The sequence below is a fragment of the Ruegeria sp. BB5 genome, assembly GCF_056539405.1.
The window spans coordinates 1-25,684 of sequence record NZ_JBQFUX010000016.1 but is presented as its reverse complement, the minus strand read 5'-3'; the positions used below and the strand labels follow the sequence as shown (position 1 = coordinate 25,684).

Annotated in this window: 27 protein-coding genes; 19 read left to right on the top strand and 8 right to left on the bottom strand. The window is 59.2% G+C overall.

Annotated features, from left to right (window positions below):
- The first annotated feature begins 322 nt into the window (after positions 1-322).
- From ACR0DL_RS21160 to ACR0DL_RS21150, 3 genes are all read left to right on the top strand, one after another.
- On the top strand, positions 323-1,477 hold the full coding sequence (locus ACR0DL_RS21160) for a phosphoserine transaminase (RefSeq protein ID WP_480691225.1): 1,155 nt from the start codon (positions 323-325) through the stop codon (positions 1,475-1,477).
- Between the two features lie 58 nt (positions 1,478-1,535).
- Positions 1,536-3,131 (top strand): phosphoglycerate dehydrogenase, encoded by a 1,596-nt coding sequence (gene serA / locus ACR0DL_RS21155; RefSeq protein WP_170400093.1) that lies wholly within the window; start codon positions 1,536-1,538, stop codon positions 3,129-3,131.
- Between the two features lie 116 nt (positions 3,132-3,247).
- Positions 3,248-3,976 carry a metallophosphoesterase family protein gene (locus ACR0DL_RS21150; RefSeq protein WP_480691223.1) on the top strand — a complete coding sequence of 243 codons (729 nt, stop codon included), beginning with the start codon at positions 3,248-3,250 and terminating at the stop codon, positions 3,974-3,976.
- Here the strand turns inward: ACR0DL_RS21150 and ACR0DL_RS21145 are convergent.
- The 3 genes from ACR0DL_RS21145 to ACR0DL_RS21135 form a co-directional block, all read right to left on the bottom strand.
- Positions 3,973-5,490 carry a malonate--CoA ligase gene (locus ACR0DL_RS21145; protein WP_480691221.1) on the bottom strand — a complete coding sequence of 506 codons (1,518 nt, stop codon included), beginning with the start codon at positions 5,488-5,490 and terminating at the stop codon, positions 3,973-3,975. The two genes, ACR0DL_RS21150 and ACR0DL_RS21145, sit on opposite strands and share 4 nt — an antisense overlap.
- A gap of 82 nt (positions 5,491-5,572) precedes the next feature.
- Entirely contained in the window at positions 5,573-6,277 is a 705-nt protein-coding gene (locus tag ACR0DL_RS21140; RefSeq protein WP_170362821.1) for a GntR family transcriptional regulator, read from the bottom strand.
- A gap of 13 nt (positions 6,278-6,290) precedes the next feature.
- Positions 6,291-7,646: a formimidoylglutamate deiminase gene (locus tag ACR0DL_RS21135; RefSeq protein WP_480691219.1), complete on the bottom strand. Its 1,356-nt coding sequence runs from the start codon at positions 7,644-7,646 to the stop codon at positions 6,291-6,293.
- An 82-nt stretch (positions 7,647-7,728) separates the two neighbouring features.
- On the opposite strand from ACR0DL_RS21135, the gene hutI reads away from it, so the two are divergent.
- From hutI to ACR0DL_RS21095, 8 genes are all read left to right on the top strand, one after another.
- A complete protein-coding gene (gene hutI / locus ACR0DL_RS21130) occupies positions 7,729-8,937 on the top strand; it encodes an imidazolonepropionase (protein ID WP_480691218.1) in 1,209 nt (402 codons plus the stop codon).
- A complete protein-coding gene (gene hutH, locus ACR0DL_RS21125) occupies positions 8,934-10,463 on the top strand; it encodes a histidine ammonia-lyase (RefSeq protein ID WP_480691216.1) in 1,530 nt (509 codons plus the stop codon). The genes hutI and hutH overlap by 4 nt, the downstream gene beginning before the upstream one ends.
- Positions 10,463-11,260, top strand: coding sequence for an N-formylglutamate deformylase (gene hutG / locus ACR0DL_RS21120; RefSeq protein WP_480691214.1), 798 nt, complete (start codon positions 10,463-10,465; stop codon positions 11,258-11,260). Before hutH ends, hutG begins: the two co-directional genes overlap by 1 nt.
- Positions 11,257-12,942 (top strand): urocanate hydratase, encoded by a 1,686-nt coding sequence (hutU, locus tag ACR0DL_RS21115; protein ID WP_480691212.1) that lies wholly within the window; start codon positions 11,257-11,259, stop codon positions 12,940-12,942. Before hutG ends, hutU begins: the two co-directional genes overlap by 4 nt.
- 70 nt (positions 12,943-13,012) lie before the next feature.
- The gene (gene serB, locus ACR0DL_RS21110) at positions 13,013-13,891 is read left to right on the top strand and encodes a phosphoserine phosphatase SerB (RefSeq protein ID WP_480691210.1); all 879 of its coding nucleotides are present in this window, start codon (positions 13,013-13,015) and stop codon (positions 13,889-13,891) included.
- A 46-nt stretch (positions 13,892-13,937) separates the two neighbouring features.
- Positions 13,938-14,267 (top strand): ArsR/SmtB family transcription factor, encoded by a 330-nt coding sequence (locus ACR0DL_RS21105; protein ID WP_170362806.1) that lies wholly within the window; start codon positions 13,938-13,940, stop codon positions 14,265-14,267.
- Positions 14,255-14,680 carry an SRPBCC family protein gene (locus ACR0DL_RS21100; protein ID WP_170351118.1) on the top strand — a complete coding sequence of 142 codons (426 nt, stop codon included), beginning with the start codon at positions 14,255-14,257 and terminating at the stop codon, positions 14,678-14,680. The genes ACR0DL_RS21105 and ACR0DL_RS21100 overlap by 13 nt, the downstream gene beginning before the upstream one ends.
- A gap of 24 nt (positions 14,681-14,704) precedes the next feature.
- Positions 14,705-15,025, top strand: a complete 321-nt coding sequence (locus ACR0DL_RS21095) for a YciI family protein (protein WP_170351117.1) — start codon at positions 14,705-14,707, stop codon at positions 15,023-15,025.
- A 5-nt stretch (positions 15,026-15,030) separates the two neighbouring features.
- Here the strand turns inward: ACR0DL_RS21095 and ACR0DL_RS21090 are convergent, their stop codons facing one another.
- Positions 15,031-16,029: an asparaginase gene (locus ACR0DL_RS21090; RefSeq protein ID WP_480691208.1), complete on the bottom strand. Its 999-nt coding sequence runs from the start codon at positions 16,027-16,029 to the stop codon at positions 15,031-15,033.
- A gap of 178 nt (positions 16,030-16,207) precedes the next feature.
- Here ACR0DL_RS21090 and ACR0DL_RS21085 point away from each other — a divergent pair, with 178 nt between their 5' ends.
- From ACR0DL_RS21085 to ACR0DL_RS21065, 5 genes are all read left to right on the top strand, one after another.
- Entirely contained in the window at positions 16,208-16,741 is a 534-nt protein-coding gene (locus tag ACR0DL_RS21085; protein WP_170351115.1) for an invasion associated locus B family protein, read from the top strand.
- Between the two features lie 168 nt (positions 16,742-16,909).
- Entirely contained in the window at positions 16,910-17,077 is a 168-nt protein-coding gene (locus tag ACR0DL_RS21080; protein WP_425081768.1) for a hypothetical protein, read from the top strand.
- Between the two features lie 123 nt (positions 17,078-17,200).
- Positions 17,201-17,578 (top strand): lysozyme inhibitor LprI family protein, encoded by a 378-nt coding sequence (locus tag ACR0DL_RS21075; RefSeq protein ID WP_170362802.1) that lies wholly within the window; start codon positions 17,201-17,203, stop codon positions 17,576-17,578.
- 79 nt (positions 17,579-17,657) lie between these two features.
- Complete coding sequence (gene rlmN, locus ACR0DL_RS21070; protein WP_170378193.1) at positions 17,658-18,845, top strand: dual-specificity RNA methyltransferase RlmN; 1,188 nt, start codon at positions 17,658-17,660, stop codon at positions 18,843-18,845.
- 234 nt (positions 18,846-19,079) lie between these two features.
- A complete protein-coding gene (locus ACR0DL_RS21065) occupies positions 19,080-19,706 on the top strand; it encodes a cytochrome P460 family protein (RefSeq protein WP_170413991.1) in 627 nt (208 codons plus the stop codon).
- Here the strand turns inward: ACR0DL_RS21065 and ACR0DL_RS21060 are convergent, their stop codons facing one another.
- Both ACR0DL_RS21060 and ACR0DL_RS21055 read right to left on the bottom strand, forming a co-directional pair.
- Positions 19,707-20,051, bottom strand: a complete 345-nt coding sequence (locus ACR0DL_RS21060) for a hypothetical protein (protein ID WP_480691206.1) — start codon at positions 20,049-20,051, stop codon at positions 19,707-19,709.
- A complete protein-coding gene (locus tag ACR0DL_RS21055) occupies positions 20,048-20,965 on the bottom strand; it encodes a DnaJ C-terminal domain-containing protein (RefSeq protein ID WP_480691204.1) in 918 nt (305 codons plus the stop codon). Before ACR0DL_RS21055 ends, ACR0DL_RS21060 begins: the two co-directional genes overlap by 4 nt.
- Before the next feature lie 147 nt (positions 20,966-21,112).
- Here ACR0DL_RS21055 and ACR0DL_RS21050 point away from each other — a divergent pair, with 147 nt between their 5' ends.
- Positions 21,113-21,502, top strand: coding sequence for a hypothetical protein (locus tag ACR0DL_RS21050; protein ID WP_480691202.1), 390 nt, complete (start codon positions 21,113-21,115; stop codon positions 21,500-21,502).
- On the opposite strand, the gene ACR0DL_RS21045 is transcribed toward ACR0DL_RS21050, so the two are convergent.
- Together ACR0DL_RS21045 and ACR0DL_RS21040 are read right to left on the bottom strand one after the other, a co-directional pair.
- Positions 21,497-22,594, bottom strand: a complete 1,098-nt coding sequence (locus tag ACR0DL_RS21045) for a cystathionine gamma-lyase (RefSeq protein ID WP_480691200.1) — start codon at positions 22,592-22,594, stop codon at positions 21,497-21,499. The two genes, ACR0DL_RS21050 and ACR0DL_RS21045, sit on opposite strands and share 6 nt — an antisense overlap.
- 3 nt (positions 22,595-22,597) lie before the next feature.
- Complete coding sequence (locus ACR0DL_RS21040) at positions 22,598-23,440, bottom strand: LOG family protein (RefSeq protein ID WP_170351106.1); 843 nt, start codon at positions 23,438-23,440, stop codon at positions 22,598-22,600.
- 79 nt (positions 23,441-23,519) lie between these two features.
- On the opposite strand from ACR0DL_RS21040, the gene ACR0DL_RS21035 reads away from it, so the two are divergent.
- Both ACR0DL_RS21035 and dapD read left to right on the top strand, forming a co-directional pair.
- On the top strand, positions 23,520-24,437 hold the full coding sequence (locus ACR0DL_RS21035; RefSeq protein WP_480691198.1) for a threonine/serine dehydratase: 918 nt from the start codon (positions 23,520-23,522) through the stop codon (positions 24,435-24,437).
- 108 nt (positions 24,438-24,545) lie between these two features.
- On the top strand, positions 24,546-25,373 hold the full coding sequence (dapD, locus tag ACR0DL_RS21030) for a 2,3,4,5-tetrahydropyridine-2,6-dicarboxylate N-succinyltransferase (RefSeq protein ID WP_170400127.1): 828 nt from the start codon (positions 24,546-24,548) through the stop codon (positions 25,371-25,373).
- Positions 25,374-25,684 lie beyond the last annotated feature (311 nt).

The following is a 25,684-nucleotide window of genomic DNA, read 5'->3' as shown; positions in this document are numbered from 1 at the left end:
AGGCTCCATGGGCGTCGACAAATACTGGTCCCCCGTTAACCGCGTCGACAACGCATATGGCGACAGAAACCTCGTCTGCACATGCCCACCAATGGACGCATACGAAGAAGCCGCAGAATAAACACAAAACATAAAACCCCGCCGGAATACCGGCGGGGTTTTTCGCCAATAGGAAACCTGTGTTCCAAATTGCGCACCCACCCTATGTCGTTTTCTGCGGGTGAACGGTCTTTTTTGCTTGCTGGATCTGCGAAGGCCTCATACCCCTGTCCGTGGGACACCCCTCCCCAACGAGGGGCGTGTATCTGGAAGGGTAATACACATGACCATCGAACAACCGGCAACGCGGCCGGCGAATCCGCGTTTTTCCTCGGGCCCCTGCGCCAAACCCCCCACATTTGATCTGTCCAAACTGGCCGATGCCGCGCTGGGTCGGTCGCACCGTGCAGCCGTTGGCAAGGACAAGCTGAAGGCGGCCATTGAAGGCACGCGCGAGGTGCTGGGCATTCCGGCAGATTACAAGATCGGCATCGTTCCCGCCTCGGACACCGGCGCGGTCGAGATGGCGCTGTGGTCGCTATTGGGCGAACGCAAGGTCGAGATGCTGGCGTGGGAGAGCTTTGGCTCGGGTTGGGTGACCGATGTTGTCAAACAGCTGAAGATCGACGCCGAGGTGAAAACGGCCGAGTACGGGCAGATCGTTGATCTCGCATCCGTCGATTTCGCCAATGACGTTGTGTTTACATGGAACGGCACCACCTCGGGTGTGCGGGTCCCCAATGGGGACTGGATCGCCGACGAACGTCAGGGTCTGACAATTTGTGATGCGACCAGCGCAGCCTTTGCGATGGACCTGCCCTGGGGCAAGTTGGATGTCACCACATTCAGCTGGCAGAAGGTGCTGGGTGGTGAGGCCGCGCATGGGATTCTGATCCTGTCACCCCGTGCGGTGGAGCGGCTGGAAAGCTATACTCCTGCCTGGCCGCTGCCGAAGATTTTCCGCCTGACCAAAGGCGGCAAGCTGATCGACGGCATCTTTACCGGTGCGACGATCAACACGCCTTCGATGCTGGCGGTCGAAGATTACCTGTTCGCGCTGGATTGGGCGCGCTCGGTTGGTGGTCTGCAAGGGCTGATCGCCCGAGCTGATGCCAATGCCGGTGCGGTGCATGCATTCTGTGACCGGAACGACTGGATCGCCAATCTGGCCGAGGATGCTGCGACGCAGTCGAACACTTCGGTCTGCCTGAAGTTCACCGATGACCGCATTCAAGATGGCGCAGTCTTTTCCAAAGCCGTGGCGAAACGGCTGGAGGCCGAGAATATCGCGCTGGATATCGGCGCCTATCGCGACGCGCCTGCGGGCCTGCGCATCTGGTGCGGTGGTACGGTCGAAACCTCGGATATCGAGGCGATGCTGCCCTGGCTGGCCTGGGCTTTTGAGGCCGAGATCGCGGCGCAAACCGAAGCCGCCTGACCTTTTTCACCGGGCCTCATCAGGCCCGGACCTTCCCTACAATTCAAGGACCAGAGATATGGCCCCCAAAGTACTCGTATCTGACAAGCTCAGCGAAACCGCCGTTCAAATCTTCCGGGATCGCGGCATCGATGTGGATTTCATGCCCGATCTTGGCAAGGACAAAGACAAGCTGGCCGAGGTGATCGGTCAGTATGACGGCCTTGCCATCCGTTCGGCCACCAAGGTCACGCCGACCCTGCTTGAAAAGGCTGACAACCTGAAAGTCATTGGCCGCGCTGGCATCGGCACGGACAATGTGGACAAAGAGGCTGCCTCGAAAAAAGGCGTGATCGTGATGAACACGCCTTTTGGCAACATGATCACAACGGCCGAACATGCGATTGCCATGATGTTCGCCGTTGCGCGGCAAATCCCCGAGGCCAGTACCTCGACCCATGCGGGTAAGTGGGAAAAGTCCAAGTTCATGGGAATCGAGCTGACCAACAAGACCCTTGGCGTCATCGGCGCGGGCAATATCGGCGGCATCGTTTGCGAACGCGCCTTGGGCCTGAAGATGAAGGTCATCGCCTACGATCCCTATCTGGGCGAAGAGAAAGCCGCCAAGATGGGCGTAGAGAAAGTCGAACTGGACGAACTGCTGTCACGCGCTGATTTCATCACCCTGCACGTGCCGCTGACGGACCAGACCCGCAATATCCTGAGCCGCGAAAACCTGGCCAAGACCAAGAAAGGCGTGCGCATCGTCAACTGTGCCCGTGGTGGTCTGGTCGACGAGGACGCGCTGTCCGAGGCGCTGCAATCCGGTCATGTGGCCGGTGCGGCCTTTGACGTGTTCAGCGAGGAACCGGCCAAGGAAAACGCCCTGTTCAACCTGCCCAACGTCGTCTGCACGCCGCATCTGGGTGCGGCCACGACCGAGGCGCAGGAAAACGTGGCGCTGCAGGTGGCCGAGCAGATCTCGAACTATCTGCTGACAGGAGCGGTGGAAAACGCGCTGAACATGCCCAGCGTCACCGCCGAAGAAGCCAAGATCATGGGGCCGTGGATCAAGCTGGCCGGTCACTTGGGCAGCTTCATCGGTCAAATGACAGATGAGCCGATCAAGGCGATTAACATCCTCTATGACGGTGTCGCCTCCGAGATGAACCTGGCGGCCCTGAACTGCTCGGTCGTGGCGGGGATCATGAAGAAGTTCAACCCCGAGGTGAACATGGTCTCGGCTCCGGTCGTCGCCAAAGAGCGCGGCATTCAAATCTCGACCACCAACCAGGACAAGTCCGGTGCGTTCGAAGGCTATATCAAAGTGACCGTGGTGACCGAAAAGCGCGAACGCTCGATCGGGGGCACGGTCTTCAGCGACGGCAAGCCACGTTTCATCCAGATCAAGGGTATCAATATCGAGGCCGAGGTGGGTGCGCACATGCTCTACACCACCAACGAGGACGTGCCGGGCATCATCGGTGCACTGGGTCAGACCATGGGTGACAATGACGTCAACATCGCCAACTTTACTCTTGGCCGGGCGGAAGCAGGCGGCGAAGCCATTGCGTTGCTTTACGTGGACGAGCCGGTTCCGGCCGAGGCGCGCGCCAAGCTGGCGGAAACCGGTCTGTTCACCCAGATCAAACCGCTGGAGTTCGACGTCGCCTAAGCAGTGTTGAATTTCTGGAACAATTCTTGCCCGCGCCCCTCAAGGCGCGGGTATTTTCTTTTCCTGACACGCATTTCGCGCCAAAAGCCGGGTACGCGTTTATCCGAGGGATTTTCATGACATCCGCCATCTACGCCATCGGCGATATCCACGGGCAGTTAGAGATGCTTGAAAATGCGCTGCACCTTATCGAACAGGATGGTGGGCGGGATGCGCGGATAGTGTTTTTGGGTGACTATGTAGATCGTGGGCCGGATTGTCGTGGCGTTCTGGACCTTTTGGTCGCTGGGCAAAAGGTCGGACGGAACTGGGTTTTTCTGTTGGGCAATCATGACCGGATGTTCGCCAGATTCATGCACGATGGTTCGACCGCCGAGGCCAAATTGCGGATCGGCGAACACTGGCTGCATGCGCGTTTGGGCGGGACCGAGACGTTGGCGTCGTACGGTGTGACGTACACCGAAGAAGAACGCGTTTACAAAATTCTCGACCGCGCAAGGGCAGCGGTGCCGTCGGACCATGTCGACTTTCTGAACCGGCTGGTGACGTACCATCACCAGGATGAGGTTCTGTTCGTCCATGCCGGGATTCGCCCCGGTGTATCGCTGGCCGATCAGACCGAGGAAGACCTGATCTGGATACGGGGCGAGTTTCTGGATGATCCGGGACCGCACCCGTGGCTGGTGGTCCATGGGCACACACCTGCGGAACAGGCTGAGCATCGCGGTAACCGGATCAATCTGGACGGAGGTGCCGGGATGGGGCGACCGTTGGTTCCGGCGGTGTTTGAGGGCCGGGATTGCTGGCTGCTCACCAACGATGGCCGTGTGCCGCTGATCCCTTAACCCTTGGTGAACAGGTCCTTGTAGTCCTCACGCAGGAAATTCTTTTGCACCTTGCCCATCGTGTTGCGGGGCAGCTCTTCCAGCACGATCAGTTTGCGCGGGTGTTTGAACCGGGCCAGCGAGTTCTGCACGTTGGCCAGAATGGCCTCGGGGTCCAGTGTCTGTCCCGGCTCGGGCACCAGAATGCCGACCGGTGTTTCGCCGAAATCTGGGTGCGGCACGCCGATCACGGCGCTTTCCAACACGCCCGGCTGGTCATCCAGAACCAGCTCAACCTCTTTGGGGTAAATGTTGTACCCGCCCGAGATGATCAGGTCCTTGCCGCGCCCGACGATGTGGACATACCCGTCCGCATCCAAACGCCCCAGATCGCCGGTGATGAAAAACCCGTCATCGCGCAGCTCGGCGGCGGTTTTCTCGGGCATTTGCCAATAGCCCTGAAACACGTTGGGACCGCGCACCTCAAGCATGCCGATCTCACCCTGCGGCAAGTCTGCACCAGTTTCAGGGTCGGTCACCTTCAGTTCGACGCCGGGCAGGGGAAAGCCTACCGTGCCTGGACGACGTTCGCCGTCATGGGGGTTCGAAGTGCTCATGTTGGTCTCGGTCATGCCGTACCTCTCAAGGATACGGTGGCCAGTGCGCGCCTCGAACCGCTCATGGGTCTCCGCCAGTAACGGCGCCGAGCCCGAGATGAACAAACGCATGTGCCGGGTCAGATCGCCGGTGAACCGCTCATCGCCCAGTAAGCGGGTGTAAAAGGTTGGAACTCCCATCATCGTCGTGGCCTGCGGCATCAGCCGCAACATGCCTTCAAGATCGAATTTCGGCAAAAAGATCATCGACCCGCCCGCGGACAGCGCCACATTTGTCGCCACGAACAGCCCGTGCGTGTGAAAGATTGGCAGCGCATGCAGCAGCACGTCATCCGCCGTGAACCGCCACTCCTGCACTAGCGTTTCAGCGTTTGACAGCAGATTGGCATGCGTCAGCATCGCGCCCTTCGATCGTCCCGTTGTGCCCGAAGTATAAAGGAATGCGGCCAGATCATCCTCGGACCGCTGGACCGGCTCAAACGCGGGTAACATCCCCAGCGCCCGCCGCATAAGGCTTCCCGAACCATCGGCGTTGAGCGTCTCTAACCGGGCGTCTTGGGCGGCGGCGATGGGGGCCAGCCCCTGTTCTTTTGCGGCGTCACAGACAACCAGTTTCGCACCGCTGTTTTCGATGAAATATTGCAACTCGGCCGTGGTGTATCCGGTATTCAGTGGCAGAAAGATCAATCCGGTCTGCACGCAGGCAGCATAGAGTGCCAGCGCCTGGGGCGATTTTTCCACCTGTACGGCCACGCGTTCACCGGGCTCAAGTTCGTATCCGCTTAGGGTATTGGCGATCTGCGCGGCCATGTCCAGAAAATCGGCATGGGTCAGGATCTGACCATCAGGAAGATGAAGAAACGGTGTGTGTTTGCCCGCGTGAATGCCAAACAGCCGTTCGTACAGCGGGTTACCCATTTCGTCTTTCCTTTGCGTCTGCTCAATCTTGAGTGAATCTGTATCGGATTGAGCAGAGGGTAAAGAGAAATCCGGGCGCGGTTTAGAATTGCGTGGTCATGCGATACCCGGCGGCAAAGAACATCTTGGCAAAGGTCACAGGCTGACCCTGCAACCAGGTGGTGCGCTCTCCGGTAAAGACGGGTTCTCCTTCGGGGACGTCCAGAAACCCGGCGAGTGTTGTATCGGCACGGCTGGCCAGAAAACTCAGTTCGACATTGGTGAAGGGCAGGGTCTGGATCAGCCACTCATTCGGTCCGATCTGCGAGAAATCTGCCTGCTCCACCTGCGGGACCGAGGCCGTGACGATCCAGCGATCCTCAAACTGAAACGGCGTGTTGCCGTTGAAATGCATGCAGCGAACATGCATCACGCTTTGCTCCTCAGACAGAGCCAATCGGGCGCTTAGCCATTCCGGAGCAGTCTCTAACTTAGAAGAAACCAGCGCATAGCGATACGTGCCGCCCATCGCCTCAACCTCGTCCCGGACCATGGGGATGGTGAAACGGGCCTGTCGCTGCGGTGCGCTCAACACCCGCGTACCAGCCTTGCGCCGGCGTTCCAGATAGCCCTCGTCAGCTAACTCCCGCAGGGCGCGGTTCACTGTTGTGCGGGTGCAGGAAAACTCGACCGCAAGATCTTGTTCGTTGGGCAACAGAGAGTCGGGCTGCCACTCGCCCGATCGGATGCGGGACAGAACGGTTTTCTTGATGTCTTTGTAGCTGGTGGTGTCACTGGATTGGGGCATGATGACCGTTCCTTTAGACCGAGGCCAGCAGGCCCGCAATCGCGGATCTATAGGCGGATATGATCTGGTCACGTGCGACGTGGCGGCCCTGTTTCACCATGTGGCGTCCGGCAGACCACAAGTCAATTACCAGCCCATCAGGGGCGGCAAAACACAGTCCATCCAGCAATTGATCGTCCGTCAATGCGCAGAGCGTCGGGTGGGTCCGGTCAATGGCCAGCAGATCAGCTAACTTGCCCTCGGCAACCTCACCAGCGTTACGTCCAAGTGCTTGCGCACCACCTTGCGCGGCACCGGTATAAAGAGCGTGCCCGACCGAGCCTTCGCCCGGTACCAGGACCGCCCGCTGTTGATCACGCAGACGTTGGGAGTATTCCAGGGTGCGCAGTTCTTCGGGCAAGGAAATCCTAATATTAGAGTCTGATCCGACCCCGAATCGTCCGTTTTCTGCGACGTAGGTCGCGCCGTTGAAAATACCATCGCCCAGATTGGCCTCGGTGATCGGGCACAGCCCCGCCACAGCACCGGACTGGGCCAGTGTGCGGGTTTCGGCATCGGTCATATGGGTGGCATGGATCAGACACCACCGCGCGTTCACGTCTGCATTGTCCAGCAGCCAGGCCACCGGACGCTGGCCCAACGCGGATTGTACGTCGGCGACTTCCTGAACCTGTTCGGCGATATGGATATGGACCGGACCCTTGGGTGTGTTTTGCAGCAGTTCGCGCAGGTCTGTCGGTGAAGTTGCGCGCAGGGAATGTGGCGCAACCCCCAATATAGAGTCAGTGTGTGGCAGTTTATTACGGCAATCATCCACCAAATTCAAAAACCGGGACACATCATTGCTGAACCGCAACTGCCCACCTGACAGCGGGTCCTGCGCAACGCCGCCATAGGTGTAGAGGACCGGTAAATGAGTCAGACCGATCCCTGACTGGTGCGCGGCGGAAAAGATACGCTGGCTTAGTTCCGAGAGTTGATCGTAGGCCGCTCCGCCGGGTTGGTGATGGACATAGTGGAATTCACCGACCGAGGCATACCCGGCCTCCTGCATCTCCATGAAAACCAGTGCGGCGATGGCTTCGATCTGGTCGGGCGTCAACCGATCCAGAAAGCGATACATCAGGTTGCGCCATGTCCAGAAACTCTCGCGTCCGGCCATGCGGGTTTCCGTCATGCCCGCCATGGCCCGTTGAAAGGCGTGGCTGTGCAGGTTTGCCAAAGCGGGCAAAAGAACGTCAACGCGCGTATCATCGGGCAATGCCGACACCTGATACTGCACCTGGCTGATACGCCCATGGTCGATTTCTACTCGCACATCGTGAACCCAATCAGAGCCTAATAAAGCTGTCTTGGCATGAATCTGCATTTTGATTTCCATAATGTGTAGACTTCATACCTTTACACCTATACATAAAAATCAAACAAGAGGGGAGCCGAAAAGAATCGCCATGACCAGAAAAGCGGTCTTACTCAGCGCCAGGATGGCCACGATGTCAGAAGGGGGCACGCCCTATGGACTGTGTCGGGATGCAGCGATCGCCGTTAACGGGGCAAAGATTGTCTGGGTCGGCGAACGCCAGGACCTGCCGCCGGAATATGCCGATTGGCTGGTCGAGGATTTCGGTGAACAGTTGATCACTCCGGCGCTGATTGACGCGCATACCCATGTGGTGTTTGGCGGAAACCGCGCAACTGAGTTCGAAATGCGGCTGAATGGCGCCTCATACGAGGACATCGCCCGTGCCGGGGGTGGTATCCTCTCCACGGTCAACGCCACGCGGTCCGCCAGCGCTGAGATGCTTTTGTCAGATGCTCTAACCCGCGTGGACGCCCTGATTGCCGAGGGTGTCAGCACCCTTGAGGTCAAGTCGGGCTATGGGTTGGATACCGAGGCCGAATTGAAGATGCTGCGCGTTGCCCGCCGGATCGGTGAATCCCGCCCTGTCCGCGTTAAAACCAGCTTTCTGGGCGCACATGCGGTGCCGCCGGAATATGCCGAATGCCCCGACGACTATATTCGCGAGGTCTGCATCCCAACCCTGCGCGCGGCCCATGCCGAGGGGCTGGTGGACGCGGTGGATGGGTTCTGCGAAGGAATCGCCTTTAACCCCGCACAAATCGCCCTGGTTTTTGATGTGGCGCAAGAGCTGGGCCTGCCGGTGAAACTGCATGCCGAGCAGTTGTCCAATCAGGGGGGGGCGCAACTGGCGGCCTCTTACGGGGCTTTGTCGGCGGATCACATCGAATACCTGGATGCCAATGGTGTATCAGCCATGGCAAAGGCCGGAACCACGGCCGTGCTGTTGCCGGGCGCGTTTTACACACTGCGAGAAACGCAGGTGCCACCCGTTGATCTGCTGCGCCAGCATCAAGTGCCAATGGCCCTGGCAACCGACTGCAATCCCGGTTCTTCGCCGCTGACCTCGCTGCTGCTGACCATGAACATGGGCTGCACGCTGTTTCGTCTGACGCCTGAAGAGGCGCTGGCTGGTGTCACCCGCAACGCCGCGCGCGCGTTGGGGATCAACGATGCGGGCACTCTCGCGCTGGGGCATAGGGCGGATCTGGCGATCTGGAATGTCACTCATCCGGCGGAACTGGCCTATCGCGTCGGCTTCAACCCACTGCACAAACGTCTTTTCGGAGGGATCGAATGACGTCTCTGATTTTGCAGCCCGGTCAGGTTTCTTTGGCGCAGCTGGCCGAGATCTATTGGGATCAAACGGCTGTTTCACTGGATTCTGACTGCAAGCCCGCAGTCGATGCGGCGGCGCAACGTATTCAGGCGGCGGCTCGGGGCGATGACCCCGTCTATGGCGTCAATACCGGTTTTGGGAAACTGGCCAGCCTCAAAATCGCGCCGCAGGACACCTCGACCCTGCAGCGCAACCTGATCCTCAGCCATTGTTGCGGTGTTGGTCCCGCCATACCGCAAAGGCTGACCCGGCTGATGATGACACTCAAGCTGTTGTCCTTCGGTCGCGGTGCATCGGGCGTGCGGTGGGAGCTGATCGAGCTGTTGCAGCAGATGCTGGTCCGCGGGGTCACTCCGGTGATCCCGGCACAAGGTTCGGTTGGAGCATCGGGCGACCTGGCGCCGTTGGCCCATATGACCGCAGTGGTCATTGGCGCGGGAGAGGCGGAGGTGAACGGCACTGTTCTGCCGGGGAATGAGGCGTTGAAAACCGCTGGTTTAGAGCCTATTCAGCTAGGCCCCAAGGAAGGATTGGCCTTTATCAACGGCACCCAGTTTTCAACCGCCTTTGCTTTGGCTGGGTTGTGCGAGGCTTGGCGTGCGGCGCAAAGTGCACTGGTTGTTTCGGCTTTGTCGACCGATGCGATCATGGGGTCCACCGCACCCCTGCGGCCTGAAATCCACACTTTGCGCGGTCATCGTGGCCAGACCGAAGCCGCCGGCGCCATGCGCGCCGTGCTGGACGGGTCGGAAATTCGGGAAAGTCACCGTGAGGGCGACACCCGCGTTCAGGATCCTTATTGCATTCGCTGTCAACCGCAGGTCACGGGCGCAGCAATGGATGTATTGCGGCAGGCCGCCGCCACGCTTGAGGTTGAGGCCAACGCAGCCACCGACAATCCGCTGGTTCTGGCCGACGGGATTGTCTCGGGCGGGAATTTCCATGCTGAACCTGTAGGGTTCGCCGCTGATATGATCGCGCTGGCCGTGTCCGAGATCGGTGCCATCGCGCAGCGTCGCATTGCCTTGATGGTGGACCCGACACTCAGCTTTGATTTGCCGCCTTTCCTGACACCTGATCCGGGGTTGAATTCTGGCCTGATGATTGCGGAGGTCACCACCGCGGCATTGATGAGCGAGAACAAGCACCTCGCCAATCCCTGTGTCACCGACAGCACCCCAACCTCGGCCAACCAGGAGGATCATGTTTCGATGGCGGCCCATGGTGCGCGGCGCCTGATCCGAATGGTCGAGAATTTGAACTACATTCTGGGTGTGGAACTACTGTGTGCAGCTCAAGGGGTTGAATTTCGCGCGCCTCTGGTCACCAGCGGGCCTTTGCAGCAGGTCATTGCTCGGTTGCGGGCTGACATTCCGGCCCTGACCGAAGATCGTTATCTGGCCCCTGAGTTGGAGACCGCGAAACAACTGGTAGCCGGGGCGTCGATCCTACGGGCCGTTGGCACCCCAATGCCCGAGGTGGTGTGATGCAGGTGGTTAGCGTGCATCACGGGGATGGCCCTATCGTCTTGGGACAACCGCATGGTGGGACCTATGTGCCGGATGACATTGCAGCTCGTCTCAATGACAGTGGGCGTGCATTGGCGGACACGGATTGGCACATAAACAGGCTCTATGAAAAGCTTTTGAGTGGTGCGACGGTGGTTCAGTCGCATGTTCATCGCTATGTCATCGACGCCAATCGCGATCCCGACGGTGTTTCGCTTTACCCAGGGCAAAACACGACAACGCTGGTGCCATTGACCGATTTCGATGGGCAACCGATCTGGCGCGACGGGCAGGAACCGTCAGAGGATGAGATCGGTCAGAGGCGCGAAACCTTCCATGCACCCTATCATGCCGCACTTGCCGAAGAGTTGGAGCGCGTGCGGGCAAAGCACGGCGTGGCTGTTCTATTCGATTGCCACTCGATCCGCAGTCGCATTCCATTTCTGTTTGAAGGCATGTTGCCCGACATGAATATCGGGACGGATGGGGGAGTGACCTGCGCGCCAGACATAGAGTCTATTGCACATGAATTTGCCGCATCATCGCCCTACAGCACCGTTCTGAACGGGCGGTTCCGGGGTGGCTGGACGACTCGCCACTATGGCCGTCCGGCCGACGGTCTGCACGCCATACAGATGGAACTGGCGCAATCCACTTACCTGACAGCCGAGGCCGCCCCGTGGAGTTATGATACTGCCAAGGCCAACCGCCTGCGTCGTTGGCTGCGCGATATTCTTGAAGCCATCCAAGACACTGCATTGGAGACGATCCCATGACCGACCCTCGCAAGAACACGCGCGATATCTATCCGCCGACAGGCCCCGAGCTGAACGCCAAAAGCTGGCTGACTGAGGCCCCGCTGCGGATGTTAATGAACAACCTGCACCCGGACGTGGCCGAAAACCCGCATGAACTGGTGGTCTATGGCGGTATCGGCCGCGCGGCCCGCACGTGGAAGGATTTCGATACTATTGTGGACGGTTTGAAGGATCTGGAAGAGGACGAAACCCTGATCGTTCAATCCGGCAAGCCGGTCGCCATTGTGCGGACGCACAAGGACGCGCCCCGCGTGCTGATTGCCAATTCCAACCTAGTGCCCCATTGGGCAACCTGGGATCACTTCAACGAGCTCGATAAGAAGGGTCTGATGATGTACGGCCAGATGACGGCCGGTTCATGGATCTACATTGGCACTCAAGGCATCGTTCAGGGTACGTACGAGACTTTTGCTGAGGCAGGACGTCAACACTATGGCGGCGACTTGACCGGCAAGTGGATTCTGACCGGGGGCTTAGGCGGCATGGGGGGCGCGCAACCGCTGGCCGCCGTTTTTGCCGGTGCCTGCTGTCTGGCGGTCGAATGTAATTCAGACAGTATCGATTTCCGCCTGCGCACCAAATACCTCGACGAAAAGGCCGAGACTCTGGACGAAGCGTTGGAGATGATCGACCGCTGGACCAAAGCGGGCGAGGCAAAATCCGTGGGCCTGTTGGGTAACGCGGCCGAGGTGTTCCCAGAAATCTTCAAAAGAGGGAACGAAGGCGTCCGCCCGTATCCCGATATCGTCACCGATCAGACCAGCGCCCATGATCCGATCAACGGCTACTTGCCAATTGGTTGGTCCATGGCGCAGTGGCGTGAAATGCGTGAAACAGACCCTAAAGCAGTTGAAAAGGCTGCGCGGGCGTCGATGAAACAACACGTCGCCGCGATGGTTGATTTTTGGAACGCGGGCGTGCCGACGCTGGATTACGGTAACAACATCCGGCAGGTGGCACAGGATGAGGGGTTGGAGAACGCTTTTGCCTTCCCCGGTTTCGTACCCGCCTATATCCGTCCGCTGTTTTGCAAAGGCATCGGTCCGTTCCGCTGGTGTGCGTTGTCAGGCGACCCCGAGGATATCTATAAGACCGACGCCAAGATGAAAGAGCTGTTCCCCGAGAACGAACATCTGCACCGCTGGCTCGACATGGCGCAGGAACGGATTGCGTTTCAGGGCCTGCCTGCGCGGATTTGCTGGATCGGGTTGGGCGACCGCCACCGCGCCGGGTTGGCGTTCAATGAGATGGTGGCCAATGGTGAGCTGAAAGCGCCGGTCGTGATCGGCCGGGATCACTTGGACAGCGGTTCCGTCGCTAGCCCGAACCGCGAGACCGAGGCGATGTTGGACGGGTCTGACGCCGTAAGCGATTGGCCGCTGCTGAATGCTCTGATCAACACCGCCAGCGGCGCGACCTGGGTCTCGCTGCATCACGGTGGTGGGGTCGGCATGGGGTTCTCTCAACATGCGGGTGTGGTGATCTGTGCCGATGGTACCGAGGACGCGGCCCGACGGTTGGAACGTGTGCTGTGGAACGATCCGGCCTCGGGCGTGTGGCGGCATGCGGATGCTGGGTATGAAATTGCAAAGGATTGCGCCCGCGCCCATGGGCTGCGATTGCCTGGCATTCTGGGGTAAACATATCAACTGTCTCTGGTGAATTGGCGGCCCCTGCGTTATGCGCGGGGGAGCCTGCAGGAGACCGATGATGTACGTAGCCACTCTGTTGACCAATCCGAACATGCCGAAGCTCGAGCAGGCTTTGGTCGAGTCGTTGTGCAACGCGTGGGGCGGGGGCGATCTGGTTTGGCTCAGCGAAGATGAGGCGGCGCAGTTCACGTTTCCCGAGCTGCCTGATAATCAGTGGGACGTCTGGGCAGAGCTGCAGTTGTTAGAGGTCGACCTGATCGTGCAGCCGTTCGGGAAACGCCGCAAGCTGATGCTGCTGGCCGATATGGACAGCACCATGATCCAGCAGGAATGTATTGACGAACTGGCCGATGAGGCGGGCGTGGGCGATCGCGTCAAAGACATTACCGCGCGGGCCATGAATGGTGAGCTTGATTTCGAAGGTGCGCTGATTGAACGTGTCGGCCTACTGAAGGGCTTGGATGAGGCGGTGATCGACAAGGTTCTGAACGAACGCATTACATTGATGCCGGGCGGTAAGGAACTGGTTGCGACGATGCGCCTGAACGGGGGCTATGCGGCCCTGGTGTCGGGTGGGTTTACGGCCTTCACCGCGAGGGTGGCTGATCTGCTTGGCTTTGATGAAAACCGCGCCAATACATTGCTGGCCGAAAAGGGCAAGCTGACCGGCGATGTACAGCGCCCGATTCTGGGCAAACAGGCCAAGGTGGATGCGCTGGCGCAGATTACCAAGCGGCTGGGCCTGTCCGAGGCCGACGTGATTGCCGTGGGCGATGGCGCCAATGATCTGGGCATGCTGAGCCGGGCCGGAACCGGTGTGGCGCTGCATGCCAAACCTTCGGTCGCCGCCAAATGCGATATTCGGATCAATTACGGAGATCTGACTGCTTTGCTGTACCTGCAGGGCTATTCCCGCGCGGCCTATACCGAGGTCTGATCGCAAGGGGCTTCCCTTTATTTAACAAAAATGTTAAACAATGGTCATGAACACGCTTCTGACCGCATTTTCGGCATTGTCCGATGCCACCCGATTCTCGATCGTCGAGCAGTTAATGCAAGACGGTGAACTGCCCGCTGGTGACCTGATCGAAGGTCGCGGCATGTCCGGGGCCGCGATCTCGCGCCATCTGAAGGTGTTGCGCGCCGCCGGGCTGGTGCAGCAGCGAGTGCAGGGCAGTCAACGCATGTATTCCATCCAGCCCGAGGGGCTGCGGACCATCGCGGAATGGACCATATCGAAACGGCAATTCTGGGAAAGCAGCCTCGACCGTTTGAACGATTTGATTGAAAGGGAGAATTCATGGCCGACCTGAAATTGGAACGCGCGTTTCCCACATCCCAGGAAAACCTGTTTGCCTGGATCAGCGATGGTGCAAAGCTGTTGCAGTGGTGGGGCCCCGAAGGGATGCATGTGCCCGAACATGATTTGGATTTTTCACGCCTTGGGCCGTGGCACTCGGTCATGGTGAATGCCGAAGGGCAGCGATACAAAGTATCCGGGCAGGTGACCCATGTTGATCCGCCGAATTCAGTGGGGTTCACCTGGGCCTGGCATGACGATCAGGATCAGCGCGGAGCGGAAAGCCACGTGACGCTGACGGTCACAGCGACGGAAGCTGGTGCAAAGCTGGTTCTTGATCACCGCGAATTGGCCGATGCCGAGGTCGCGGCCAACCACAATCAGGGTTGGACTTCGTCACTGCGCAAGCTGGAAGCTCAGTTTTAAGATTTTCATTAGGGAGGAAGAGAAATGCCTCAGTTCTTGTTTGTCTATCACGGCGGTCACACCCCAACCGACCCCGCCGAAATCGAAGCGACCATGGCCGCCTGGGGCGCATGGTTCCAGAATATGGGCGATGCGCTGGACATCCCCGGCAACCCGGTGGGCCAGTCCTATACCGTCAGCAACAGCGGTGTTGTCGACAATGGCGGTGCCAACCCGGCCTCGGGGTTCACGGTCATCAGGGCCGACAGCATCGACGCCGCCAACGAGATGGCCAAGGGCTGCCCCATGGTCGTCAACGGATCAGGCTCGGTCGAAGTTGCCGAGATTCATCCGATCGAGATGTGATCGCCTTAGCCGGGGAAACCCGGCGCAGGCTTGATGATGCCGCATTCCAGCCCGCGGCGGCTGTACTGAATGGCGTTCATGAAATTGCGGGTGGCCGGGTTTTCGGCCTCCAGCACACCCAGATGGACAAGAATGGATGCGATGGCACATTCAGCGGCACGCGTGGTGCCGTCTGTGATCTTCAGTGCCACGCCCATGCGTTTTTCCGGAATGATGGCGATGAAAACAGCTTCGGCCCCGGTCTTGATCGCGGCGCGGCCCTCCATCGCGCGCATCAGTTCGGTACAGGCGCGGCTTTCGCCGGCAACCAGTTCGGGATGCTTGATCATCGCGGCGGTCAGTTGCTGCGCCGCGTCGCTGGCCCGGTCCGACCGGTCGGCGGCCGAGGCAAACCACGCCATCGATCGCGCCAACCCCACCAGCGAGGTGGCAAAGTTCGGCGCTGAACATCCGTCTATCCCATAGGCGGGGCTGGCCTCACCGGTTGTTTCTTCGATGGCTGACAAACAGGCCTGCTGAACTGGGTGGTCGATTTCCAGATACTCCGGCCCGGCTCCCATATGCTGGGCCACGGTCAGGAACCCGCAATGCTTGCCCGAACAGTTATTGTGAATCTGGCAAGGCGTGTCGTCGGCCAGAATCAATCCGTCGCGCGCGGCCATATCCTGCGGCTCTTGCGGGCCGCAGCGCAGGTCATGTTCGGACAGGTTCAGATGGTCCAACCAGGCGGTCACGCGGTCAGTGTGGATATGCGCGCCGCTGTGTGAGGCGCAAGCCAGTGCCAGATGCTCGCTGTTCAGCCCATATTTCGCCGCGGCGCCTGAGGTGATCAGCGGCAGACCTTGGATCATCTTGGCCGAAGATCGTGGGTAGATAATCGCACTTGGATCACCCCAGCTTTGTACGATCTGGCCACTGTCATCACAGATCACTGCATGGCCCAGATGCAGGCTTTCCAACAAGGGGCCGCGCCATAGTTCTGTCATTGGTACCGGCTGCGTCATCAGGCCTCTCCGTAATATGCGCAAAATTCTGCCAATCGCCCTTTCGCCTGTGGCGAAACCTGCGTTAGTGTGTGTATGTCGACAATCATCGGAATACGCAACTTACAGACGAACCGGCAGGGTGCGCAGGCTTTTCCGATGGGTATGAGGTAATAGGTCGAGCTAGGAGGCTGGACAGATGGGATTGAAACTCGTCCGTGTAATCGCGGGCCTGTGCATGGCAGGGATGGCCACTACGGCAACCGCTCAGCAGGCGTCAAGCACCAACCGTGTGGCAGCCAAAACCGATTGGAGCGTGTTCGTCGAAGACGATCCCACCGAATGCTGGAGCGTGTCTGCACCCAAGGAAACCGTCAACACACGCGGTGGCCGGGTGGTCTCGGTCCGCCGCAGCGATATCCTGCTGTTCGTGTTCTATCGTCCCAACGCCGAGGTGAAGGGGCAAGTGACCTTTACCGGCGGCTATCCGTTCGCGGCAGGCTCAACCGTCAATCTTGAAATCGACGGGACCGAGTTTGAACTGATCACCGAAGGCGAATGGGCCTGGCCTGCAACCGAAGGCGAAGACCTCAAGGTGGTTGCAGCGATGAAGCGGGGCACTGAGGCTGTTCTGACCGCCCGGTCCGAGCGTGGGACGCAGACCAAGGACACATTCTCGTTGCTGGGTTTCACGGCAGCGATAGAAGACGCCGAAAAACGCTGCACAAACTGATACGTATCTGAAGACACGCGAGACCCCGCCATTTGGCGGGGTTTTCTTTTTTTTTGAAGCGCCAAGTGTCGGCTTTACGCCACGTCTGTCTGCAAGTTTGATCCGTATCAAAGCGAGCCTCCGACATTTCTGAACTAATTAGTTCAGCTGAATAGAAGGAGCTTACGAATGCTGAATAAGCCTATTGTCGCGCTGATGATGGCAGCCGCCGTGTTGTTGAGCGCGTGTGAAAAAGATTCTGAAACCTACCCCGTATCCGGTGAGCAATGTGGGCCAGAGGATCCGGTAAAAACTTTGGATGCAGCAGATTGCGATATCCTGCCAGCGGGCATCTGAAGCGGCTTACCTGATAGCATTGATTTCGGCCGCATCGGCGTTGACGGTGCGGCCAATCTGTATTTGGGGCGCAGTAGTTCGCGTGCTACCGTCGGCAGTGGGAACCTCTGGCAGGAGCGAGTTATGCGGTACGTATTGATCATATTGTTGTTTTCCTCTGCGGCACTGGCAGACCCAACGTTGGAATGTTCAGACGCAAGTTCTCAGGTGGAAATTGGGGCGTGTGTTGGCGAGATGGAAGATCGGGTCAGTCTGGCGCTGGAGGAGAGCTACGGATTTGCCATGCAATCGGCCAAAGAGTTGGACGAGATCACCGAGCGGGTGGTGGCGCAGCCCGCCTTGGAAGCTTCGCAATCAGCCTGGGCAAGCTACCGCGATGCGCAGTGCGAAGCGGTGGGCGCTTCCTATGGCGGAGGGTCCGGTACTGGCATCGCCATCACCGCGTGCCGGGTCGATCTGGGACGCGCGCGTGTGGACGAGTTGCTGCGCTTTGCGAATTGATTGATACGATTCCTTTTGATCTTTGCCAGCGATCCTATATAGAGGCGCATCCCAAGCCAGAATCCGTTGAGATAACCACATGTCGCCCAAAGCGCCGATTACTCAAGATGTCATGACCATCCCCCGCAAATTGCCCGAGGGGAAGATTAACCTTGTCGGCCTGACCCGCGCCCAGCTGCGTGAGGTTTTGATCGAACATGGCACGCCGGAAAAGCAGGCCAAGATGCGCACCGGTCAGATCTGGCAATGGATTTATCAATGGGGTGTGCGCGACTTTGCCGAGATGACCAATCTGGCCAAGGCCTATCGCGCACAACTGGCCGAAAACTTTGTGATCGAAATCCCTGAGGTTGTTACGCGTCAGGTGTCTGAGGACGGCACCCGCAAATACCTATGCCGTATTGCGGGCGGGCACGAGGTTGAGGTCGTGTACATCCCCGAAGAAGATCGCGGCACGCTGTGCATCTCGTCTCAGGTGGGTTGCACGCTGACCTGTTCCTTCTGCCACACCGGCACGCAGAAACTTGTGCGCAACCTGACCGCGGCCGAGATTGTCGGTCAGGTGATGATGGCGCGCGACGATCTTGAGGAATGGCCGGTTCCCGGCGCGCCTAAAGACGAAACACGCCTGCTGTCGAACATCGTTCTGATGGGCATGGGTGAGCCGCTGTATAATTTCGAAAACGTCCGCGACGCGATGAAGATCGCCATGGATCCCGAGGGGATTTCCCTGTCGCGCCGCCGCATCACCCTGTCGACCTCGGGTGTTGTGCCTGAAATCGCGCGCACGGCTGAGGAAATCGGTTGTCTGCTGGCGATCTCGTTCCATGCCACCACGGATGAAACCCGTGACGTGTTGGTGCCGATCAACAAGCGCTGGAATATCGAGGAACTGCTGGGTGCGCTGGCCAGCTATCCGAACGCATCGAATTCCGAACGGATCACCTTTGAATATGTGATGCTGGATGGCGTGAACGACAGAGACGAGGATGCGCATCGCCTGATCGACCATATCAAGCGTCATAACATCCCGGCCAAGATCAACCTGATCCCGTTCAATGAATGGCCGGGCGCGCCGTACAAGCGCAGCTCGAACAATCGCATCCGGGCCTTTGCGAATATCATTTACCAGGCGGGTTACGCCTCACCCATCCGCAAGACGCGGGGCGAGGATATCATGGCGGCTTGTGGTCAATTGAAATCGGCCACGGAACGCGCCCGAAAATCGCGCAAACAGATCGAGGCCGAAGCCGGGGTGAAAAGCTGAGGCGTGTTATTGTCGCCAAGTGGTCGACAATAAATAAATTCTCGCCTTGCTGTTCTTTGCATTCGAAATTTGGTATGTTTTAAGCGTCGGGGCTGGATCGGCGCATGTCACTCTTGCGCACAAAGCGGTGAAAGCCGTGGTCTGGCCGTGGCGCGTTTGTTCAGGGCCGCTATCTTATTTCAAACATGATAGGCGGCTTTCAGGCGAACCTTAAGAAACAGGTAGGCCATCCATATGTTTTTACGATTTAAACGTGTGTTTTCGATCTCACTGACAGTGCTGTCAATTTCGGGGTTGTCCGCAACCGACGGGTTTGCGCAATCAACTGGTGAGGACGCGCATATTGCCATCGAGAATCCAGCGGATTTGTCCAAGGAGGAAGCATTGCGCATCTATGAATCCCTGCAGCGGCGCATGGCGCGGGGTTATGGCGCTGCACAACTGGATTTGCTCCTGAATTATCAGAACTGGCCATTGTTCAACGATGCGCCCTATATCTCGGCCACCCATGGTCAGCGGTATGTGAACAGCTATGCTAATCGCATGGCTCATAACTACGGAACGCTGGCCGAAGGGGAAAAGCTGCCCAAAGGCTCGGTTTTGGCCAAGGACAGCGTGACCGTCACGGATGAAGGCAATATCCATCCCGGCGCTTTGTTCGTAATGGAAAAACTGGCCCAAGGCGAAAGCCCCGACACGGGTGACTGGCGTTATATCATGGTGATGCCAGACGGATCGCTGTTCGGGGACACGATGGGTGCGCGCGCAAATTCGGTCGCCTATTGCCATGATTGCCACGAGGCGGTGGCCGACCGGGACTACACCTTTTTCGTGCCCGAAGAATACATCGTCGGCAATTGATCAACTGCGCTTGAGGCGGGCGGCTCCGATCACCTCGATCAGGGTCTGACGCACGGGTTCGGGCTGCGCCTCAACCGCGTTCAGCACCTCGCGCAGTTCTGCGCGCAGGCCGTGCATCTGGTCGATCAGCGAAATCATCATCGACAGCGCGTCGGGTTCCATCTCGTATTGCTCATGCAATTCGCAGGCCAGTTCCAGACGGGCGACGTCGAGGCTGTGATAGACCAAGCCCTGATCGGTTTGTTCGGGGATCACGATCTCGGCGGCCAAGTATTCGGTCAACCGGGTCGAGGTCAGACGGGTGATGGTTGCGATCAGCTGCTCTTCGGTCAGGGTGCGGGTCATGACGGCATTCCTTTACGCGGATCATAGCTGTGGCTTTCGCGCCAAGTCTCCATGAATTGCTTTAGGTCTTCGTCGATCTGTCCGGGCATCGCGATGGTCAGTTCGATCAGCTGATCGCCGCGCTCGGTTGAGCCGCGTTTCTTAACCCCTTTGCCGCGCAGGCGCAGTGTCTTGCCGCTGCTGGTGCCCGCAGGAACGCTGACATTAACGCCACCGTCGATGGTGGGTGCAGGGACCTTGCCGCCCAGAATGGCCTCATCAATCGTGATCGGCAGAGTGAGATGTATGTCGTCGCCCTGACGATCGAAGACGGGGTGTTTGGCAACCGAGACGGTCACTAGAGCATCACCCGGCGGTCCGTCGCCAAAGCCCGGATCGCCTTTGCCGCGCAGGCGGATGGTTTGGCCGTCGGTGATGCCAGCGGGAATCTTGACTTCGATCCGGTCGCCATCGGGCAGGGTCAGTTTCTGGCTGGCCCCAAAAACCGCATCCAGAAAACTGATCTGCAGGCTGTAGCCTCGATTGTGCCCCGGCGCGTGGAATTCATGGGTGCGCTGGCCGTATCCGCCACGGCCCCGCATGAACTCGGCAAAGATGTCCGACATGTCATCGGGGTCTGCAGCCTGTCCCCGATAAGGGTTCCCGGCGGCCTCGGCGTAGTCGCGATAATAATGCTGCTGCGGGCGTTCCTGACCCGAGGCGTCAATCTCACCATTGTCGAATTGCGCCCGCTTTTCGGGGTCTTTGAGCAAGTCGTAAGCGGCGGCTGCCGCCTTAAACTTGGCTTCGGCCTCGGCATCGCCGGGCTTTAGATCCGGGTGGCATTCCTTGGCGATACGCCGATAAGCCTTTTTGATTTCGGCGGCGCTGGCGTCTTTGGCGACACCAAGAGCGGAATAGGGATCGTCACTCATCTCACCTCTCGCGGGTCGGGCTGAACAGGTTGGTTTTATCATGCGATTTCAAGGACCCAAAAGGAAGAGGCTTTTGAAACCGCTCGCAAAACCCCGAAAGTCTGCTAACATATGCACGTTTCGAATTATTTTCTGACGGAGACCCCCATGACGCGCAGAATCAAATCCGCCTTGGCCCTGCTGGCCGGTAATGCCATCGGGTTGCTACTGGCCACGCTGCTGCTGTCAGGGTTTGCGATCAAGCCGATCTCTTTCATCGTCGTGGTGATCGTCTTTACGCTGGTGCAGGTGGTGGCCGAGCCGCTGATCCTGAAGCTGGGCGAGAAAAAAGCACCCGCGCTGAAAGGCGGCATCGCGCTGATCGTTACCTTTGTAGGCTTGCTGATAACCGATCTTGTCACTGCCGGGTTGACGGTTGGAGGTATCTCGAACCTGTTGGCGGCCACGCTTCTGGTTTGGCTGGGGGCGCTGATCGCCAGCATAGTGCTGCCGATCTATGTGTTTACAGAATTGCGTGAGCGCAAGAAGAAATCATAGCGCGTTCAGGCTGATTTCAATCGCCTGCCACAGTTCCTCGACCGGTTCACAGCCGACAGACAGGCGGATGAAGGCGGGGTCGACATCGTCGCCCCAGCGCGCGCGGCGCTCTGCTGAACTGTGGACGCCACCAAAGGAGGTTGCGGGACGCAGCATCGGGCAGGCGTTGATGAAGGCCTCGGCCTTGGCCTCGGTCTCAAGCGTGATCGACAGCAGGAACCCAAACCGCGACGTCTGTGCCGTGGCCAGCGCATGCGATGGATCGCTAGGCAGACCGGGATAGCGGATTTGCCTGACCGTCGAGTGGACGGCGAACCGTTCGGCCAGCACCTGCGCCGAGGAACACATGCGGTCGAACCGCACATCCAGCGTTTCCAGTCCGCGATGCAACAGCCAAGCCTCATGCGGGCCGGGGATCGCCCCAGAAACGCGACGCCATTCTACTACCCGTTCCATAATCTGTGCATTGCGGCTGGCCACGTGGCCCATCAACAGGTCGGAATGCCCACCCATGGCTTTCGTATCCGAGGCCACAACCACGTCGATGCCCATGTCCAGCGGACGCTGGCCCAGCGGGGTCAGGGTCGTGTTATCAGCAATCGTGATCCCGCCCGCTACACGTACAGCAGTGGCGATAGCAGGCAGGTCCAGCATGTCCAGCCCGGGGTTTGAGGGGCTTTCGACAAAGACCACATCAAAGCCGTCAAACCCGCCCTCGGTAAAGGTGGCCGTCGGGCGTTCGGTGACCGTTACACCCAGCCCGGACAGGAACTGATCGGCCAGCACGCGCGTGACATAGTACCCATCCGACGGAATCAGCAGGTGCGACCCGGCCTTCAGGGTTGCAAACAATGCGGCTGAAATTGCCCCCATGCCAGACGGAAAAGTCAGGCAGGGCGCACCTTCAAGATGGGCCAGCACATGTTCCAGATGCTCCCAAGTGGGGTTGTCGACTCGGCCGTATGTGGGCAGGCCGTCCGTCACGCCCGGCAGATGATACATACTGCTTTGGGTCAGCGGCAGCGTCACCGGCTCACCCGCGTTCAAGGCATTGCCGCGCAGGTGCAGCATCTCTCCGGTCTTCGGGGCCATGGCTCAGCGTCCCGGTATTTCGTCGCGGGGCGGGGCGGGTTCCCAGTTCTCGATGATCTCGACCGCCTCTTGCGCCGTGTCGACAAACCGGAACAGATCAAGGTCTTCGTCCGAGATGGTGCCCGCATCGGCCAGCGCCTCCCAGTTGATAACCTTTTCCCAGAACTCGCGGCCAAACAGCAGGAAGGGCACGCGCTCCATCCGACCGGTTTGGATCAGGGTCAGGGATTCGAACAGTTCATCCATGGTTCCGAACCCGCCGGGAAAGATGGTGATGGCGCGGGCGCGCATCAGGAAATGCATCTTGCGGATGGCGAAATAGTGGAAGTTGAAGCTGAGCTCGGGGGTCACGTATTCGTTCGGCGCTTGTTCGTGCGGCAACACGATATTCAGGCCGATGGAACAGCCGCCTGCATCCTGCGCGCCGCGATTCCCCGCCTCCATCACGCCGGGGCCACCGCCGGTGACGATGACGTTCTCGCGGCAACCGGTTTCATTGGATTTCTCGGTCATCAGCCGGGCGAATTCGCGGGCCTCGTCATAGTACTCCGACAGGTTGGCCAGCGTCTGGGTCCGGGCGGTGTGTTTCTGCGACGGCTCGGGAATACGCGCACCGCCGAACATGACGATGGTCGAGGTGATCTCACGCTCGGTCATGAGCATCTCGGGTTTCAGCAGTTCCAGCTGCAGGCGCACCGGGCGCAGCTCATCCCGGCACAGGAAATCGTCATCGGCAAAGGCAAGGCGATACGCGGGTGAGCGCGTTTGCGGCGTGTCCGGTACCTCACTCGCGGTCGAGCGGTCGGTCTGCGCGTCGCGGAAAGGGCTGAGGCGGTCTTCTCTCATGAGTGATGGTTCCCTGCTTGCGTGTTCTTGAAACAGCTATAGGGTTCGCGGGCAGAGTGCCAGTCACGGAAGAACAAGAATGAATTGGAAGAGTGAAATATTGGCGGCCGCCGACAGGATCAACGGTTATGCGCAGGTGACGCCGGTGATGGAAAGCCGGGCCTTGGGGTTGGGTTACCCGGTTGAGATGAAGCTGGAACACCTGCAGCATACCGGCAGTTTCAAGGCGCGCGGGGCGTTCAATACATTGCTGAGCCAGGATGTGCCCAAGGCGGGTATCGTTGCAGCGTCTGGCGGCAATCATGGTGCGGCGGCGGCCTTTGCAGCGCGCGCATTGGGGTATCCGGCAAAGATTTTCGTGCCGGAAATGGCAGGGCCGTCCAAGATCGCGCTGATCGAACGGACCGGTGCGGATCTGAGCGTGGTGCCGGGCGAATACGCTAACGCGCTGACCAGGGCGCAAGCGCATGAGGAGGCAACAGGTGCGATGCAAATCCACGCCTATGACGCGCCCGCAACCGTAGCCGGGCAGGGCACCTGTTTCGCCGAGTGGGAGGCGCAGGGTCTGCAGGCCGACACGGTTTTGATTGCCGTCGGCGGCGGTGGCTTGATCGCGGGCGCGCTGGGCTGGTTGCAGGGCGCGCGCAAGGTTGTGGCGGTCGAGCCCGAAACCTCATGCGCGCTGAACGCGGCACTTCAGGCCGGAGAGCCTGTGGATGTTACCGTTTCGGGTATTGCCGCCAATGCGCTGGGCGCGCGGCGGATCGGGTCGATCTGTTTCGGACTGGCGCAGGGGCTGGCATCGGTTCTGGTCAATGACGAGGCCATCGCCGAAGCCCAGCAGGTTCTGTGGCGCACGCATCGGATTCTGGTAGAGCCAGCGGGCGCGACCGCATTGGCTGCGCTGCTGTCTGGTGCCTATCAGCCGGAACCCAGTGAGCGTGTGGCGGTGCTGGTTTGTGGTGGGAACCTCTCGCCGGACCCATTGAACGGCTGAAACTGCAGCAATCAGCCGCAAAGCGCGCATTCTGCGTCGCATTGCGGCCTGTCCCCTGCTTGCGTATAGGCAACACCAACGTGAACAGATTCTGCAGGGAGCCGCCAAATGTCCAACGCGCAACTGGAAGCCGCTATCGAAGCCGCCTGGGAGGCACGCGATACCATCACCCCCGCCACCTCTGGCGAACAACGCGAAGCGATCGAAGATACGCTGAACGCGCTGGACAGCGGTTCTCTGCGTGTTGCCGAAAAGATGGACAGCGGCGACTGGCATGTGAACCAGTGGGCCAAAAAGGCGGTTTTGCTGGGCTTCCGCATCAAGGACATGGAGATTCAGTCGGGCGGTCCGCAGGCCGGCGGCTGGTGGGACAAGGTGGACAGCAAATTCGCGGGTTGGGGCGAGGATCAGTGGCGCACCGCCGGGTTCCGCGCCGTGCCGAACTGCGTGGTTCGCAAATCCGCCTATGTCGCGCCCGGCGTGGTGCTGATGCCGTCTTTCGTGAACCTGGGAGCTTATGTCGATGAGGGCACCATGGTCGACACCTGGGCCACCGTGGGGTCCTGCGCACAGATCGGCAAGAACGTACACCTGTCGGGCGGCGTCGGCATCGGTGGTGTGTTGGAACCGATGCAGGCAGGCCCCACCATCATCGAAGACAATTGCTTTATCGGCGCGCGCTCTGAGGTGGTCGAAGGCTGCATCGTGCGCGAAGGCTCGGTTCTGGGCATGGGCGTGTTCATCGGCAAGTCGACCAAGATCGTTGACCGCGAAACCGGCGAGGTCACATATGGCGAAGTGCCGCCCTATTCGGTGGTTGTTGCCGGATCGATGCCATCAAAGAACAATATCAGCTTGTACTGCGCGGTGATCGTGAAACGTGTGGATGAAAAGACCCGCTCGAAAACCGGGATCAATGAATTGTTGCGGGACTAACAGGTAAGAAAAAAGATAATGCCCGAACCACGTTCGGGCATTTCATTTGTTTAAGCTCGGTTATCGAGCGATCTGAATGTTGGCGTCCGCGAGCTATATTCTCGTCATCTGACCAACACCAGATAAGCTTAGTTAGCGATCTTCGCCTGGACGTTCGACTGCGCTGCCATTTTCTTCGCCGCTAGTGTAGCCACTGCCGTTGGACTCACCTTCTTCGCCGCCACCGGAGCTGTCGCCTTCTTCGCCGCCACCGGAGCTGTCGCCTTCTTCGCCGCCACCGGAGCTGTCGCCTTCTTCGCCGCCACCGGAGC